Annotated in this window: 15 protein-coding genes; 4 read left to right on the top strand and 11 right to left on the bottom strand. The window is 67.8% G+C overall.

The window, feature by feature from the left end:
- Positions 1 to 212: 212 nt before the first annotated feature.
- Entirely contained in the window at positions 213 to 713 is a 501-nt protein-coding gene (locus IU452_RS22800) for a hypothetical protein (RefSeq protein WP_324192764.1), read from the top strand.
- A gap of 27 nt (positions 714 to 740) precedes the next feature.
- On the opposite strand, the gene IU452_RS22795 is transcribed toward IU452_RS22800, so the two are convergent.
- On the bottom strand, positions 741 to 1,574 hold the full coding sequence (locus IU452_RS22795) for a tRNA (adenine-N1)-methyltransferase (protein WP_195111143.1): 834 nt from the start codon (positions 1,572 to 1,574) through the stop codon (positions 741 to 743).
- A gap of 80 nt (positions 1,575 to 1,654) precedes the next feature.
- On the opposite strand from IU452_RS22795, the gene IU452_RS22790 reads away from it, so the two are divergent.
- Positions 1,655 to 2,518 (top strand): RecB family exonuclease, encoded by an 864-nt coding sequence (locus IU452_RS22790; RefSeq protein ID WP_195111142.1) that lies wholly within the window; start codon positions 1,655 to 1,657, stop codon positions 2,516 to 2,518.
- Between the two features lie 183 nt (positions 2,519 to 2,701).
- On the opposite strand, the gene hisG is transcribed toward IU452_RS22790, so the two are convergent.
- The 9 genes from hisG to metH form a co-directional block, all read right to left on the bottom strand.
- Entirely contained in the window at positions 2,702 to 3,553 is an 852-nt protein-coding gene (gene hisG / locus IU452_RS22785) for an ATP phosphoribosyltransferase (RefSeq protein ID WP_195111141.1), read from the bottom strand.
- 45 nt (positions 3,554 to 3,598) lie between these two features.
- Positions 3,599 to 3,862 (bottom strand): phosphoribosyl-ATP diphosphatase, encoded by a 264-nt coding sequence (locus IU452_RS22780; protein ID WP_195111140.1) that lies wholly within the window; start codon positions 3,860 to 3,862, stop codon positions 3,599 to 3,601.
- A gap of 44 nt (positions 3,863 to 3,906) precedes the next feature.
- Positions 3,907 to 4,458: a GNAT family N-acetyltransferase gene (locus tag IU452_RS22775; protein WP_195111139.1), complete on the bottom strand. Its 552-nt coding sequence runs from the start codon at positions 4,456 to 4,458 to the stop codon at positions 3,907 to 3,909.
- A gap of 49 nt (positions 4,459 to 4,507) precedes the next feature.
- Positions 4,508 to 6,325: a choline/carnitine O-acyltransferase gene (locus IU452_RS22770; protein ID WP_195111138.1), complete on the bottom strand. Its 1,818-nt coding sequence runs from the start codon at positions 6,323 to 6,325 to the stop codon at positions 4,508 to 4,510.
- Positions 6,322 to 7,152: a class I SAM-dependent methyltransferase gene (locus IU452_RS22765; protein ID WP_195111137.1), complete on the bottom strand. Its 831-nt coding sequence runs from the start codon at positions 7,150 to 7,152 to the stop codon at positions 6,322 to 6,324. Before IU452_RS22765 ends, IU452_RS22770 begins: the two co-directional genes overlap by 4 nt.
- Positions 7,153 to 7,164: 12 nt before the next feature.
- Positions 7,165 to 7,959: an arpA protein gene (locus tag IU452_RS22760; RefSeq protein WP_324192763.1), complete on the bottom strand. Its 795-nt coding sequence runs from the start codon at positions 7,957 to 7,959 to the stop codon at positions 7,165 to 7,167.
- 222 nt (positions 7,960 to 8,181) lie between these two features.
- The gene (locus IU452_RS22755; RefSeq protein WP_324192762.1) at positions 8,182 to 8,859 is read right to left on the bottom strand and encodes an HAD family phosphatase; all 678 of its coding nucleotides are present in this window, start codon (positions 8,857 to 8,859) and stop codon (positions 8,182 to 8,184) included.
- Between the two features lie 15 nt (positions 8,860 to 8,874).
- Positions 8,875 to 10,563: a protein kinase domain-containing protein gene (locus IU452_RS22750; protein WP_195111136.1), complete on the bottom strand. Its 1,689-nt coding sequence runs from the start codon at positions 10,561 to 10,563 to the stop codon at positions 8,875 to 8,877.
- 74 nt (positions 10,564 to 10,637) lie between these two features.
- A complete protein-coding gene (gene metH, locus IU452_RS22745; protein WP_195111135.1) occupies positions 10,638 to 14,216 on the bottom strand; it encodes a methionine synthase in 3,579 nt (1,192 codons plus the stop codon).
- Positions 14,217 to 14,370: 154 nt separating this feature from the next.
- Between metH and IU452_RS22740 the strand changes: the two genes are divergently transcribed.
- Entirely contained in the window at positions 14,371 to 15,258 is an 888-nt protein-coding gene (locus IU452_RS22740) for a PAC2 family protein (protein WP_195111134.1), read from the top strand.
- Positions 15,259 to 15,298: 40 nt separating this feature from the next.
- Here IU452_RS22740 and IU452_RS22735 read toward each other — a convergent pair whose 3' ends face one another.
- Complete coding sequence (locus IU452_RS22735; RefSeq protein ID WP_228818527.1) at positions 15,299 to 15,679, bottom strand: hypothetical protein; 381 nt, start codon at positions 15,677 to 15,679, stop codon at positions 15,299 to 15,301.
- Positions 15,680 to 15,856: 177 nt separating this feature from the next.
- On the opposite strand from IU452_RS22735, the gene IU452_RS22730 reads away from it, so the two are divergent.
- Positions 15,857 to 17,050 (top strand): XRE family transcriptional regulator, encoded by a 1,194-nt coding sequence (locus IU452_RS22730; protein WP_228818526.1) that lies wholly within the window; start codon positions 15,857 to 15,859, stop codon positions 17,048 to 17,050.
- Positions 17,051 to 17,067: the final 17 nt, after the last annotated feature.

Here is a 17,067-nt window from a genome sequence, read left to right as displayed (position 1 = left end):
CGACATGGTTTCGTCGTGATCACATCTCGGCTGCGGCCTGCGGATGCAGTTCGTGGCCGGGCCACCATGTTAGCCTGCCCTAACCTGTTTCCGACGAGTTAATGTCGCCGGACCGAGCCGAAAGGTGTGTGTCGTCGATGCTCCTTCCCACCGGTCTTACCCGTTGTAGTGGCAACGCTGCACGCCATGTTCGTGTTTCCAGCGTTCGTCTTGTGACGGCTACCGCATTTGCGACCCTCGCCGTTACGGGCATGGTGGCATGCAGCTCCGACAAATCCGACCAAGCACCGGCCGGCACCACCACCAGCGCGGCCGTGACCAGCACTTCCGGTGCCGCCGCCAGCCCCACCGGCACGAGCGCACAGGCCGCCGCCGCACCCACTCCCGAGACCCTGCAGGCGACCCTGGACGGATTCGTCGACCCGGCCACGCCGACCGCGGACAAGCAGAAGCTGGTCACCGACGGGCAGAAGCGCACCGCCAACATCGACACCATGACCCAGGGACTCGCCCACTACGGCAAGATCACCTTCACCGTCTCCGATGTCAAGGCCGAGGGCGATACCGCCACCGCACAGGTGGTCATCACCTCCCCGCACGGTCCCGCCCCGGCGATGCCGATGACCTGGCAGCACAGCGCCGCGGGCTGGCAGCTCTCCGATGCCAGCGCCTGCCAGCTCCTGGCCATGGGCAAGGCGCCCTGCCAGGCCTGACGAATCATCCATACCGGATGCGGGGGCTCAGCCCTTCGAGGGACGGCGCTGCGGCTTCGGGGGTACCACGCCATCGGCGAGGCGGCGCGCGCCGACCAGGAAGGCCGTGTGGCCCTGCATCCGGTGCTCGGGGCGCACCGCCAGGCCCACCACGTGCCAGGGGCGCACCAGCGATTCCCAGGCGCGCGGTTCGGTCCAGCACTGCTGCTGTCGCAACGCCTCCACGATCTCCGACAGCTGTGTGACCGTTGCCACATAGACGATGAGCACGCCGCCGGGAATGAGCGCCTTGGCCACCGACGGCAGTGCGTCCCAGGGCTTGAGCATGTCGAGCACCACCCGGTCGACCTGGTCACCACCGTGCTCGGCGACGTCGCCGACGGTGAGCGCCCAGTTAGCGGGGCGTTCTCCGAAGAACTTCTCCACGTTGCGGACCGCATGCTCGGCGTGGTCGTCGCGGATCTCGTAGGACAGCACCTGCCCCTCGGGGCCGACCGCGCGCAGCAGTGAGCAGGTCAGCGCGCCGGATCCGGCGCCGGCCTCCAGCACCCGGGCGCCGGGAAAGATATCGCCCTCGTGCACGATCTGCGCGGCGTCCTTCGGGTAGATCACCGCGGCGCCGCGCGGCATGGACAGGACGTAGTCGACCAGCAGCGGACGCAGTGCGAGATACGGTGTGCCGTTGGCGGATTGCACCACGCAGCCCTCGTCGGCGCCGATCAGGTCGTCGTGGCGGATCGGGCCCTTGTGCGTGTGAAACTCCTTGCCCGGCTCCAGCACGACCGTGTGCTGGCGCCCCTTGGCATCGGTCAGCTGCACCCGGTCCCCGGCGGTGAATGGACCGGTCCGTCTGGCCGTCATGGATCTCCGTTCTCCTGCGCTTTTTCCTGGTTGGTGCGGGCGTACCGGATTTGTCGGTACCCGCGGATAGCCTGCCAGGTATGACAGCGCCACCGACGACGACCCCGCCCTCTCGCGACGGCGGAGACGATCCCGTTCGGCCCGCTCCCGCGCTGTCGCCTTCACGGGCAATGGATTTCAAACAATGTCCGTTGAAATATCGATTACGTGCGATCGATCGGATTCCGGAACCGCCCGCGCGGTTCGCGGTCCGCGGCACAGTGGTACACGCGGTGCTGGAATCGCTGTACGGGCTACCGAGCGGTGAACGCGTCCCGGACCGGGCGGCCACGCTGATCGCCCCGGCATGGGAGCGATTGCTGGCCGAGCGCCCGGAACTGAGTTCGCTGGTCCCCGACGGGCACGAGGGCTTCCTCGACGAGGTGCATCGGCTCGTGCAGAGCTACTACCGGCTGGAGGACCCCACCGCATTCGACCCGCAGTCGTGTGAATCGCTGATCGAGGTGGTGCTGCCGGACGGCTCGCCGCTGCGCGGTTTCGTCGACCGGATCGATGTGGCGCCGTCGGGTCAGCTCCGCGTGGTCGACTACAAAACCGGCCGGTCTCCGGCACTCGGCGCCGAGGGTCGGGCCCTGTTCCAGCTCAAGTTCTACGCCCTGATCATGCTGCGCTCGCGCGGTGTGGTCCCCACCCAGCTGCGCCTGATCTATCTGGCCGACGGCCAGATCCTCACCTACACCCCCGACGAGGACCAACTCCTGCGTTTCGAACGCATCCTCTCGGCACTGTGGTCGGCCATCACGACCGCCGGACGCAGCGGCGACTTCCCGCCGAATCCGAGCTGGCTGTGCGAGTTCTGCGACTACAAGCCGTTCTGCCCGGCCTACGGCGGCACCCCGCCGCCGTACCCGGGCTGGCCGTCGCAGGTCGACGACCCGCGGTAGGGGAAGCAGCGCTACATGATGCAGACGCCGCTACCTGCCCAGCAGAACAGCTGGGTCAGCCATTCGAGCAGGTTCGACGGGGTTTTGGCGGGGACCAGAAAGGGCATCATCACATTTCCTCCGTGACTTCGTTGCCCCGACCCGCGCACCAGTCTGCCGGTGCGAGCCCGGCGATCCCAGCCCTCAGAAAGCGCGGCAGGAGCGGATGTCGGTGGCGAGGATGGCCTTGGCGCCGAGTTCGGCGAGCTGATCCATCACGTCGTTGCCCTGTTTGCGCGGGACGAGGGCGCGCACGGCGACCCAGCCGGAGTCCGCCATCGGCGACACCGTGGGCGACTCCATGCCGGGAGTGATCGCGACCGCGGCCTCGAGCAGTTCCTTCGGGCAGTCGTAGTCCAGCATCAGGTACTGCTGCGCGAACACCACACCCTGGATGCGGGCGACCAATTGATTGCGCGCCTTGTCGCGGCGGTCGGATCCGGCGGCCTCGATCAGCACCGCCTCCGAATCGCACAGCGACTCCCCGAACGGAATCAGGTTGTGCTGGCGCAGGGTTCGCCCCGAGCCGACCACATCGGCGATGGCGTCGGCGACACCGAGCTGGATGGAGATCTCCACCGCCCCGTCGAGCCGGATCACCTCGGCCTGGATGCCGCGGCGCTGCAGGTCGGCGAGCACCAGATTGGGGTAGGCGGTGGCGATGCGCTTGTCGTAGAGGTCCTCGACCTTCCATTCGCGACCGGCGGGCGCGGCGTAGCGGAAGGTGGAGCGGCCGAACCCGAGGCTCAGCCGCTCCTGCACCGGCGCACCCGAATCCAGCGCCAGGTCACGACCGGTGATACCCAGATCCAGCTCGCCCGAACCCACATAAATGGCAATATCTTTCGGGCGCAGGAAGAAGAACTCGACCTGGTTGGCGTTGTCGAGCACCGACAGTTCGCGGGAGTCGGGACGCTTGCGGTAACCCGCCTCGGTCAGGATCTCGACGGCGGATTCGGACAGGGCGCCTTTATTGGGGACGGCGACGCGCAGCATGGCAGTGTTCCTTTCGGGACGTGTGACGGGACGGGTGAATGTCTGTCACAGATGTCGGTACACGTCCTCGAGCCGCAATCCGCGGCCCACCATCAGCACCTGAACCCAGTACAGCAGCTGCGAGATCTCCTCGGCGAGGTGGTCGTCGCTCTCGTGTTCGGCGGCCAGCCACACCTCACCGGCCTCCTCCAGCACCTTCTTGCCCTGCGCATGCACACCCGCATCCAATGCCGCCACGGTGCCCGACCCTTCGGGGCGGTTGACCGCACGATCCTGGAGCTCGGCGAACAGGGTTTCGAAAGTCTTCACGGGGAGCCATTGTTTCAGACGCGGGCTTATCTTCCGCAATCGACTTATCTGTCGATGCGATAGATGAAGTGATGGCCGTCGTCGGCCGGGTTGTCCGGGGTGAGCGGACCCTCGGCGATGCGGCGCAGGCCGGCGTTCTCGAGGGCCCGCCAGGAGGCCCGGTTGGCCGCCGTGACCGGCACGATCACGCAGTCGGCGCGCGGGTGGTCGGCCCAGGTGCCCGCGATGACCGCCCCGATCATCGCCGAGCCGAGCCCGCGCCCGACCAGTTGCGGATCGCCCACGAGATAATCGATCGACATCGCCTCGGCGGGCACCTCGATCAGCGGCGTCAGCTCCGCCACGTACTCCGGGAAATCGTGCAGTCGACAGCGCTGCACCAAACCGACCGGTTCGCCATCGGCATAGATCAGCAGGTCCTCGGACGGGTCCTCCCCGCGCGCGCTCGGCCCGAAGTCCCGCTCGATCGCCTCCGGCGTGAACTCGTGATTCCACCATCGCCGCACATGCGGTTGCGCCAGCCACTCGCCGAGCATCGGAAAATCCTCGGTGGTCAGCCGACGACAGGTGAACTGCGGTGTACGGGTGCCGGTCATGACCGCGACGCTACCGCCGCCCGCCTACGCCCGGCACCGGATTTTCGGCTCACCCGGCACCGGCCAGCAACTCCTCCAGCTCGCGCACCGCCACCCGCAGCTGATCGGCGAACTCGGACATCTGCGCCCCCACGCTCGTCGGCGTGGCCAGGTAGATGTTCCATCGGTCGGGCAGCAGCACATACGCGACGCCGATGCACTTGGGGCTGGTGCAGCCGAATCCGAAGTACCGGATATTGGCCGAGGGCGCCGAGCTGGTGCTCAGGTAATCGTCGCGGGTGATGCGCCAGCCCGGGCTGTCGTAGAACGGCATCGGATCGGTGGCGCCCAGCTGCTCACCCCGGCGGCGCTGGATGAGCTGCAGCTCCCACAGGTGCTGTTCGGGCGCCTCACCGCGCTGACATTGCTTGGCGCGGGCGACGTGCGCATCGGCGGCGGCCCGCGCCTTCGCCAGCTTCGTCGCCGCGTCGGCGGCCGAATCGTCCATGGCCGCCACGAATTCCAGGATCTGCGGCGTCACCACCCGCATCGCCTCGGTGCGTCCGTTGCGGAACTGGCGGGTGGCGATCGATTCGTAGGTGGCGCCGTTGAGTCCCTTGCTGCGCCGATGCGCGAGCTGATACGACAGCTGCGCGAAGGCGTCGGGCGAGATGCCCAGCGCCTTGGCACGATCGGTGCCGAAGTGCTCGAACGAGACGGTGGCCGTGGCGTTGTCGGCCACAAACTGCTCGAATCCCGCTGCGGCCGAGGCGATCTCGGCGCGCAGGGTGCCGTCGAGGACGAAGTCGATCGGTTCGATCGCGGGCAGCCCCTGCGGCTGCGCCCCGGACCGCGTCGCATGCTCGTCCACCGGCGCCGCGAGCAGGGCGTCGACGAACGACAGGATGGTCGTGCCGTCGAGCCCGCAGTGCTCGACATTGATTCCGGCCTGCCCGTCGGCGAAGACGACGAACGACACCGACTTGTCGAACCACCGGTTACCGCTGTCGCCGTGCAGCAGCTGATCACAGGCGTGCAGACTGTCGCGGGGCGCGAAATCCTCCAGGCAGACACAAAACAGGGCGGTCTCGATGGTGTCCAGGGCCGCGACGTTGGCGGGCTCGGCGCGCAGAGTCGTGCGCACCGCGGCCCATTCGGCGCGAGCCATCGTGGTCAGATGGCCCACCGAGGTGTCCACGGCCGCGCGCCGCGTCCCGGCCTTCTGCACCGCCCGCAGTCCCGCGGCCAGATCCTCCGGCGTATACGGCACGCCGCTCGGGCCCAGCACATCCATCCGGAACATGTTGCCGCGGAAGAAGACGACGATGTGCCGGGCCTGCGACGGACCCGGCCATTCGGCGCTGTAGGGCACCCGGACCGTGTCCTGCGGATCGCCGGGAATCCTGGTCTCGGAGAACAGGAATTTGTTCTGCGCCATCGACAGATGCTGCCCCCGCTGCGTCACCGGCGGGACGGCCTCGGCGTCGAGCAGCAGCTTGTAGTTCACCGCGGCACCGACGATGGCCGCGGCGCGCTCGGCCTGCTGGTCGGAGGTCGAGCGGGCCAGCGCGGTGTCGTCGCGGAACAGGAAGAAGAAGTTGGCGTTCAACGCTATCCGGTCGCGGCGGCCCAGATACCGCGAGGGCCAGAATTCGTCGAGCCAGCTGGCCACGCCGGGGGTGGCGTCGAACCGCTGCAGGTCCGCCTGCAGGATGCGGGCCGGTCCGTCCGGTCGCAGCAGATCGGCGATCGTGCGCTCGGTCTCGGCGTACTCGTCCTCGGTCAGCAGCGGCGCGGACCACTGCAGAAACCGTGCGCAGCTGTCCTCCAGGGTGGGCAGCGGCACCCGGGGCAGCTGGTCGTCGAAGGCGAAGGTACGGTCGGTCACGGGCGGTCCTCGGGGTCGGTCGGGGCGGGGCGGTCATCGGGCATGCAGAGATACAGCTGGGCGTGCAGCCACCCGTCGGCCTCCAGTCCGGTCGGATCGGTCCCGTTGGCGGACAGGGCGTTCAGCACCTGTGTCTGCTCGGCCTGCGAGGCGAAGCGGCGCTGCCGGAAGGTGCCCGGCTGCCGCTCGATCCGGTAGCCCAGGCCTGTCAGTTGCCGGGCGATCGGGTCGAAGGCGAACATGCGCAGCACGAAGTGTGCCATCCACGGCAGCCTGCTGCCGTGTGACCGCGCCACGCGCACCAGTGTTCGTTCGTTGATGTAGCCGACGCAGCCGGTGGAAATCACCAGATCGGCGGAGCCGAGCACCCGGCGCTGGGCGTCGGTCGGATCGCCGGCCTCCAGATCCGCGTGCACGATCTCGTGCAGCAGCCCCGCCGAGGCGGCATAGGCCAGCGCCGGGGCCGAGGCGTCCATGCCGATGAACCGGACCTGCGGCTGCCGGTCCACCGCGGCCAGCCGCTCGCGGTCGCGGGCAATCCGGGCGGCGGTGTCCCCGGCTCGATAGTGTTCGGCCAGCTCGGCAACGGTGGTGTCGAAGCGCAGCAGTGCGGCGTTCACCCCGTAGGAGCAGCCGAGATCCAGGACGGTCGGTGCGCTGCCGTGCGCGGCTCGATAGTCGGCGATGAGCTGTTGGAAGTGCGGTTTCGCCAGTTCCGGGATCCGATAGTCCAACTCGGACAGACGGGTGTAGTAGGAGCTCGGATCGGGTCGGTCGTAGATGTCGTCGAATGAGGCTTTTCCGGTGCTGTGCAACGAAACCGGCACGTGCGCATCCTCTCAGTCGAGCAATCGATCTCCGCGGACGGTCTTGCCTGCGGCAGCGAAATGGTCGGGAAGCACGCGCCCGAACAGCTGCCGGGTGCGTTCGACGTTGCCGATGACTCCGGGCCGCTGGTTGTAGGCGAAGATCGCGGTGTGCCGCTGGGTGGCCCCGGCGACCGGCGAGACCCGATGCAGCGAGAATCGCCCCTGGAACAGTTGCAGATCGCCCGGCCGCAGCGCGAGGCGTCGCACGAAACGCTCACCGCCGCCGGTCAGCACCGCGTGCACGTCGGCGAAGTTCTCGGCCTCGGCGGACCGGATGCCGGGGCAATATTCGAAGACGCCGCCCGTATCCGGTGCCTGGGTGAGCATGGAGACGGTGAATTCGTTGGTGTCGAAGTGCCAGGGGTGCGACATGCCCGGTGCCACCACGTTCAGGCACAGACCGGCCAGCGGGTCGGAGAACTCGTGCAGGTCGGCCAGCCCGAAGCAGTCGGCGATGAAGCGCTGGAACAGCGGATGGGTGTACAGCACCTGGATCAGCGCGTCGCGCGGAATGAGATCGCGTGCCACGAAGGCGTTTCCGCGTTCGAGCACGATCCGACCGGGGTGATCCGGCGGCAGTTCGGTATCGAGCGGGATGTTGTAGGCGTTGACCTTTTCGACCGTGTAGTACGCCCGCGGAGCCAGTGCGGCGCCCTCGGCGCGCAAGGTGTCCAGCAGTTCCGGGCGAATGAAACCGGGAAGCACCGTGCACCCGTCGGCGGCCAGATCTCGCCGGGCCCGGTCGACCACCTCGAGCCAGCCCACATCCTGCGGATCAGCCAGCGGATACCGAGCGGTATCGACTACCGTTGCCAGTGCTCGTGACTCGTCCTCTCCCCCAGTGCCTTCCGAGGCACACGCGTCTGCCCGACCCCCGCTCGCCGCCACCATGCCGACCATTGTGACCGACCACGGATGACCACAGGGCGGATTCGACCGGATCGTTGGGAAACCTCACAAACCGACGAGTAGCAATGCGAGTCGGAACTATTCGCGTCCACAAACAGCTCGTAGCTCGTGGATGTCCGCCGCCGTCAGCCCGATCAGCGAGTCGCGCACGACCACTCCGGGACGCACCGGGACCGGCACCTCACACGGGACCACCAGCACCGCGCACCCCGCCGCGGCGGCGGCCTGCGAACCGGTGGGCGAATCCTCCACGGCGACACAGTCTTCCGGTGCGACGCCGAGAAGTTCGGCGGCACGCAGGTACGGATCCGGTGCCGGTTTGCCGCGCTCGACCTCGTCGCCACACACGGTGATGTCGAAATGCTTCCGGCCGAGGGTGTCCAGGCACAGTTCGGTGACGGACCGTTTCGTATTGGTGACCAACCCGGTCCGGAATCCGGCCGCCCGCACGGTCGCCATGGCGTCCTCGGCACCGGGGCGCCAGGGCAGCGGCCCGGTCATCAACTCGACGACGCGCTTGTCCATCCACTCCCCCGCCGCCCGCATCTGTTCCCCGGTCGGCTCGATTCCCAACCCGGCGAAGGTGATCCGCAACGCATCCGGGGCCGCGGCCCCGATGAGCGCATGCCGCGTAGCGTCGGTCATCTCCCCGCCCAATTCGACCGACAGCTCCCGCATCGCGATATCCCAGAGCTTCTCCGAATCCAGCAGGGTCCCGTCCATATCCCACAACACGGCGACCGGTCGCTTGCTCACTCATACTCCTGTCGGTTATGTGCCGGACGCGGTGATCAGCAGCCGACCGCTGGACGAGTCGAATCGGAACCACCGGGTTTCGGAGGTGACCTCACCGCCCTTCTTCCGGTAGGTCAGCGAGGCGACCGCGCTGTCGGGACCGTTCTGCGTGACGCTGTTGACGGTCACCGACGCGATGGTCGACCACCAGCTGGCATAGGACTGGTATCCACCGGTCTGCGCCTGATAGCCGGGCGAGAGCATGCTCCACGCGCCCGATGTATTGCCCGGCAGCATGCCGTAATAGCCGTAGACCAGCCCGTTGACATCGGCGGGCCGGGGCGGGCCGAACGGGGTGGTCGTGACGACCGGGGGTGTGGTGGTGCTGGGCTGCGCGGGCGAACTCGAGGGCGACGGCGTCGCCGACGGGGTGCTCGAGGCGGCGGCGCTGGTCGAGGGCGGGGCGGTCGTGGTGGCCGCGGCGTGGCCGGTGGACTGGGCGGGGGCCGGGGCGATACCCGCGGCCGACGGCTCCGGGGACACGGGACCCGGGCCGACGGCCGAGGTGTCCGCCGCGGTCGAGCCGCTACCGTCGTCCTTGTTGCCGTTCAGCGCGACGGCCGCAATGGCGACGATCACCACGACGAGGGCGACGGCCGCGGCACCCAGCGCGAGCAGGCGGCGACGGCGCGCATCGTCGCCCGAATCCGGTTGCAGCGCAGTCCTTGCCGCCGGGGTGGTGCCGCCCGCACCGGCCCCGGCCGCGACGTGCACGGTCGGATCGTCGGCGTTGCCGATCGGTGCGGTGGTGGGTGCGGACGACAACACGGTGGTGGCGGCGGCCGCGTCCACGGCTTCGGTGGGCTTCGGCAGCACCTTCGTGGCCGCCGGGGTGATCGACGACGTGCGTCCCTCGGCGACCGCCTCCAACGCCTCCTGCGCCTTGCGCATGCTCGGGCGGTCGGCCGCCTCGGCGGCCAGCAACGCCATCAGCACCGGACCGAGCGGCCCGGCCCGCTTCGGCTCGGGCACCTGCGCGCGCGCCACCGAATGCAGCACGGCGAGCGGATTGTCGCCCTCACCGAAGGGCGGTGCGCCCTCCACAGCCGCATACAGCGTCGAGCCCAGCGCGAACACGTCCGAGGAGGGTTCCGGATTCTCCCCGCGTGCGATCTCCGGCGACAGATATGCCGGGGTTCCGGCGAGGAATCCGGTCGAGGTGACAGTGACGTCGCCGACCGCCCGCGAGATGCCGAAGTCGGTGATTTTCACCGTGCCGCTGTCGGAGACCAGGATGTTGGCGGGCTTCACATCCCGGTGCACGATCCCGGCATCGTGGGCGGCGGCCAGCGCCCCGGCCACCTTGGCCCCGATCCGCGCCACCTCCTGCGGATCCAGCGGTCCCTTCTCCCGCATGAGCGCGGCCAGGCTCGGCGCGTCGACGTACTCCATCACCAGCCACGGCTGGCCGTCCTCCTCGGCGACATCGAAGACGGTCACGGCGTTCTGGTGGTGCAGCCGCGCGGCGATCCGGCCCTCGCGCATGGCCCGCATCTTCGCCTCGAGCGCCTGCGAACGGGTCAGACCGGGTGCCAGCAGCAGCTGTTTGACCGCGACGGTCCGTCGCAGCCGCACATCGGTGGCCCGCCATACGACACCCATCGCTCCCGTGCCGATGGGGTCACCGAGTCGATACCGCCCCGCGATCAGCCGGTCTGCCGTCATGTTGTTGTACCCCTCCTGCGCTCACACGCCGAGCCACTCTGCCACTCTGCGTAGAGCCCGGAATTCCAAAAACCTTATGCGTTGAAGTATTTCGCTTCCGGATGCAGCAGGACGAAGGCATCCGTCGACTGCTCCGGATGCAGTTGCAACTCCTCCGACAATGTCACACCGATGCGCTCGGACTCCAACAGCGATACCAGTTTCGCGCGATCCTCGAGATCCGGGCAGGCGCCGTACCCGAAGGAGTATCGCGCACCGCGATAGCCGAGTTTGAAGTAGTCCTGGACGTCGGCCGGATCTTCGTCGGCGACCGAATGTCCTTCCAGCACAAGCTCTTCGCGGATGCGACGATGCCAGTATTCGGCCAGCGCCTCGGTCAACTGCACACCGATGCCGTGGACCTCGAGGTAATCACGGTAATTATTGCCCGCGAACAACTCGTTGGCGAAATCGGCGATCGGCTGGCCCATGGTCACCAACTGGAACGGCAGCACATCCACCTGTCCCTTTTGTGCCGCGAGTTCGCGCGAACGCACGAAATCGGCAATGCACAGGAACCTGTCGCGTTGCTGACGGGGGAAACGGAACCGATAGCGCTGCGGCGCACCGGGATCCGGTTCGGTCAGCACGATCACCTCGTCGCCTTCGGACACAGCCGGGAAATACCCATAGACGAGCGCGGCATGCTGCAGCACGCCCTCGGCGGTCAGCCGATCCAGCCAGTAGCGCAGCCGCGGGCGTCCCTCGGTCTCCACCAGCTCCTCGTAGGTGGGTCCGTCGCCACCGCGCTGGCCGCGCAGCCCCCACTGGCCGAGAAACAGCGCGCGCTCGTCGAGCAGACCCGAATACTCGTGCACGCCAAGGCCTTTGACCACACGCGTACCCCAGAACGGCGGCACCGCGACCGGTAGGTCGGCGGCCACATCCGAACGCTCGGGCACCTCGACGGGCGCCTCCTTGGCGCGGCGCTCGGCGGCGATGCGCTTGGAGCGCTCGTGGCGGGCCTTGCGTTCGGCGGCCTTCTCGCGCTCGGCGATCGCCTCCGGGCTGTCGGCGTCGACGCTGCCGCCGCGCTTGCGGGTCATGATGTCGTCCATCAGCCGCAGGCCCTCGAACGCGTCGCGGGCGTAGTGCACATCGCCCTCGTAGACGTCGGTGAGGTCGTTCTCGACGTAGGAGCGGGTCAGCGCCGCGCCACCGAGCAGCACCGGGAACTGCTCGGCCATCCCCCGGGTGTTCATCTCCTCGAGGTTTTCCTTCATCACCACGGTCGATTTGACCAGCAGCCCGGACATGCCGATGACATCGGCCTTCTTGTCCAGCGCGGCGTCCAGGATCGCCGAGATCGGCTGCTTGATACCGAGATTGACCACCTCGTAGCCGTTGTTGGACAAGATGATGTCGACCAGATTCTTGCCGATATCGTGCACATCGCCCTTGACGGTGGCCAGCACTATCCGGCCCTTCCCGGAGTCGTCGGTGGCCTCCATATGCGGTTCCAGATACGCGACCGCGGCCTTCATCACCTCGGCGGACTGCAGCACGAACGGCAGCTGCATCTGCCCGGAGCCGAACAGTTCGCCGACGGTCTTCATGCCCGACAGCAGGGTCTCGTTGATGATCTGCAGCGGCGGCACCTGCTGCATGGCCTCGTCGAGATCGGCCTCCATCCCGGCCTTCTCGCCGTCGACGATGCGCCGCTCCAGCCGCTCGAACAGCGGCAGCGCCGCCAGCTCCTCGGCCCGCGACGCCTTCGACGACGACGCCGACACGCCCTCGAACAGCGCCATCAGCTTCTGCAGCGGGTCGTAGTCCTCGGTGCGGCGGTCGTAGACCAGATCGAGCGCGGTCTCCCGCTGCTCGTCCGGGATCCGGCTCATCGGCAGGATCTTCGAGGCGTGCACGATCGCCGAATCCAGTCCGGCTTCCACACATTCGTGCATGAACACCGAATTCAGCACCTGCCGGGCCGCCGGATTCAGACCGAAGGAGATATTCGACAGGCCCAGCGTGGTCTGCACATCCGGGTGGCGGCGCTTGAGTTCGCGGATGGCCTCGATGGTTTCGATGCCGTCGCGGCGCGACTCCTCCTGACCGGTGCCCAGGGTGAAGGTCAGGGTGTCGATGATGATGTCGCTCTCGGCCAGACCCCAGTTGCCGGTGATGTCGGCGATCAGCCGCTCGGCGATCTCGACCTTCTTCTCCGCCGTGCGGGCCTGGCCCTCCTCGTCGATGGTCAGCGCGACCACCGCGGCACCGTGCTCGGCGACCAGCTTCATGGTCTGCTGGAACCGCGAATCCGGGCCGTCGCCATCCTCGTAGTTGACCGAGTTGATCGCGCAGCGCCCGCCCAGATGCTCGAGTCCGGCCTGCAGCACCGCGGTCTCGGTGGAGTCCAGCATGATCGGCAGCGTCGACGCGGTGGCCAGCCGCGAGGCCAGCTCGGCCATATCGGCCGTGCCGTCGCGGCCCACGTAGTCCACGCACAGGTCGAGCATGTGGGCGCCGTCGCGGGTCTGGTCCTTGGCGATGTCCAGGCACTTCTGCCAGTCGCCCGCCAGCATCGCCTCCCGGAACGCCTTGGAGCCGTTGGCGTTGGTGCGCTCACCGATCATCAGGATCGAGGCGTCCTGCTCGAACGGCACCGCGGTGTACATGCTCGACACGGCGGGCTCGTGCTCTGGCGTGCGGGCGGCCGGTTGCACCTCGGCCACGGCCGCGGCCACCTGGCTGATGTGTTCGGGGGTGGTGCCGCAGCAGCCGCCCACCAGGGCCAGGCCGAATTCGGTGACGAAACCGCGCAGCGCGGCCGCCAGTTCCTCGGGCGTGAGCGGATACTCCGCGCCGTTGGCGCCGAGCACCGGCAGGCCCGCATTCGGCATCACCGACACCGGCAGCCGCGCATGCTTGGACAGATGCCGCAGGTGTTCGCTCATCTCGTCCGGACCGGTCGCGCAGTTCAGGCCGATCATGTCGACGCCGAGCGGCTCGATCGCGGTCAGGGCCGCGCCGATCTCGCTGCCGACCAGCATGGTGCCGGTGGTCTCCACGGTGACGTGGGTGATGATCGGGATGCGCCGCCCGGCCTTGGCCATCGCGCGCCGGCTGCCCGTCACGGCGGCCTTCACCTGCAGCAGGTCCTGGCAGGTCTCGATCAGGATCGCGTCGGCACCGCCGTCGAGCATGCCGAGCGCCGCCTCGGTGTACGCATCGCGCAGCGACGCGAAGGGGGCGTGCCCCAGCGTCGGCAGTTTGGTGCCCGGACCCATCGACCCCAGCACATAGCGCGGGGTTCCGTAGGGGGTCGGGCCCATCTCGTCGGCCACCTCGCGGGCCAGCCGAGTGCCGCGCTCGGCCAGATCCCGAATTCTGTCCGCAATGTCGTAATCGGCCAGATTGGGAAGATTGCAACCGAAGGTGTTGGTCTCCACCGCATCGGCCCCGGCCTCGAAATACGCGCGATGAATTGTGCGCAGCACGTCGGGGCGGGTGTCGTTGAGGATCTCGTTACAGCCCTCCAGGCCGCGGAAATCGTCCAGCGTGAGATCCGCCGCCTGCAACATGGTGCCCATCGCACCGTCGCCGATCACGACGCGCTTGGACAGCGTGTCGAGAAGCGTGGTATCGAACGCGGCACCCGAGGACACAGACATGTACTCAAGAGTAGTGGGAACCGCAGACAATCCCGACCGCAGAGCAGGGCCCGACCGGGGTGACGTGGCGTGGACCACATTTACGGTGGTGCCGACACGCGCGATCGAAGCATATGCGGTGAACAGCCAGGCCCTCACCCCGTAGGCTGTGCGAGTGAACCCCAGTGCAACACCCGATCCGGAACTGCCTACGCTGCGCGATCCGGTGCTCGTCGCCGCCTTCGAGGGCTGGAACGACGCGGCCGATGCCGCCAGCGGGGCTGTGGAACATCTGGAACTGATCTGGGACGCCGAACCCCTAGCCGAATTGGACTCCGAGGATTATTACGACTACCAGGTGAATCGGCCCACCGTGCGTCAGGTGGACGGGGTCACCCGCGAGATCCAATGGCCGTCGACCACGCTGTCGGTCTGCTCCCCGCCCGGCAGCGATCGCGATGTCGTCCTGCTGCACGGTATCGAACCGAATATGCGCTGGCGCAGTTTCTGCAACGACATCCTCGAACTGGTCGAACAGCTCGGTGTCTCAACCGTTGTCATCCTCGGCGCCCTGCTCGCCGACACCCCGCACACCCGCCCCGTGCCCGTCACCGGCACCGCCTACAGCAAGGAGGCGGCCGAGCGGTTCAATCTGGAACAGACCCGCTACGAGGGACCGACCGGTATCACCGGCGTCCTGCAGGATGCCTGCGTGCGGGCGGGCGTCCCTGCCATCTCCTTCTGGGCCGCGGTGCCGCACTACGTATCCCAACCACCCAATCCGAAGGCCACCATCGCCCTGCTGCACCGGGTGGAGGACGTGCTCGACATCGAGGTCCCGCTGGGCGAGCTGCCCGCCCAGGCCGAGGACTGGGAGTCGGCGGTCGACGAGATGACCGCCGGCGACGAAGAGGTCACCGAATACGTGCGCTCGCTCGAGGAGCGCGGCGATGCCGCCCTCGATCTCAACGAGACCATGTCCAAGATCGACGGCGACGCCATCGCCGCCGAATTCGAGAAGTATCTGCGCCGTCGCGGCCGACCGGGCGGTTTCGGACTCTGACGAGCGTGGCGCACCGAGGCCGGTGGGAGCACTGCCGGATTCAGCTCTCGACGGTCCAGACGCGCGCCTCCGCTTCGTGAGCGAGCTTGGCGATCAGCAGATCACGGGGAATCGTCTGCCCGGCAAGGTGGTCCAGTGACGGAACAACCACGTGGTGGGCGTCGGCACGCTTGAGTTCGGCGGTCAGCTCCGCGAAGGCGGTGCCGTCGCCAGGGGTGGATTCATGGAACGTCGCGGCGAAGCAGAGTCCTGCCGAGGCGGCGAGGCTGCACATCGCATCCTCGAGCTCTTCGGTCTGGCCGTCGGCCAGGTCGTCACGCACGTATCCATAGATCAACGCTTCCACCCGAACCTCCGATTTGGATGTGGACTGGGATTCGCTGTTCTCTTGTTTGGATTCCCCGGCCATGGGCAAGGCCATGGCGGGGTACTGCGTCGGGTCGGCAAACGGCCCACTATCAGCATGCGGTACTCGCAGATGCAATTGCAGATGTCAATACGGGGACATCTGCGTGCCCTATCCGGGCCATCTTGCGTTAACTGGTGGGATACTACAGAGGTGACCGCTGGTGACGACCGACCTGTCTGGGCTGTCAGAATGCGCTCGGAACGCGACGCCCGGGGGTGGTCACAAGCCGACGCCGTCCGCGCGATGCGCGCCAAGTCATCTCACAACCTACCGACAGATAGCACTCTGCTGCGGAACTGGCGCCGCTGGGAATCGGGCGAGTCGCGCCCGGACGATTTCTACGCGCCGATCATCGCCGCCGCATTCGACACCGTGACCGCGGCATTCTTCCCGAAGGCCCGTCCCAACCGCGACGACGAACTGTTGTCGTCCACGGGGATGGACACCCTCGAGTTCATCGGGCGTCTACGCATGTCGGATGTGTCGTCGGCAACCCTGGACGCCATCCGCATCACCGCCGAACGGCTGTGCTGCGAATACCCTTGTGCCGACCCGCAGCAACTGCACACCGAGGGGACGGCGTGGCTGCGGCGCATCACGTCCCTATTGGACGGTCGGCTTACGTTGGCTCAGCATCGCGAGGTGCTGGTGCTGGCCGGTTGGGTCGCACTGCTGGTCGGGTGTGTGGATTACGACCTGGGCTGGCGCACCACCGCCGAGGCCACCCGGCGCGCCGCACTATCGCTCGGGCAGGAGGCCGAACACGCCGAAATCCAAGGCTGGGGAGCGGAAATGGCGGCCTGGTTCGCCCTCACCCAGGGCAATTACCGCGGCGCGATCGAGGCCGCCGATGCCGGACTGGCAACCGTCGGGCAGCAGGGCGTGGGTGTGCAGTTGGCCGCGCAGCAGGCAAAGGCGTGGGCCCGCATCGGCGACCGGCAAGCCATGGAGGCGGCCCTGAATCGAGGCCGAGCAATTCTCGAGCGACTCGACCATCCGGCCAATCTGGACAACCACTTCGTGGTCGATCCGCAGAAGTTCGACTTCTACGCCATGGATTGCTGCCGGGTCGCGGGCGACGACCGCCTGGCCGAAACCTATGCGCGCCAGGTGATCCGCACCTCGACCGGTCTCGACGGCACGGTCCGCAAACCGATGCGGGTGTCGGAGGCACAGCTCACCCTCGCGGTGGTGGCGGTGCGCGACCGCAATCTGGAACTGGCCGTCGACGAGGGCATACGCGCCTTCACGGGCAAGCGCCGCTCCCTGCCGTCGCTGCTGTGGATCGCGGGCGAGGCGGCCCGCGAAATGATCGAACGCTTCCCGGGCGACCCCCGCACCCGCGATTACCTCGATCAACTGCGGTCCCTGGCAGCTGGCTGAACTGTTGCTAGTCTGCG

Source organism: Nocardia transvalensis (assembly GCF_015477765.1).
Lineage (GTDB): Bacteria > Actinomycetota > Actinomycetes > Mycobacteriales > Mycobacteriaceae > Nocardia > Nocardia transvalensis_A.
Note: the sequence above shows the minus strand (reverse complement) of the source record. Positions and strands in the feature narration are given on the sequence as shown.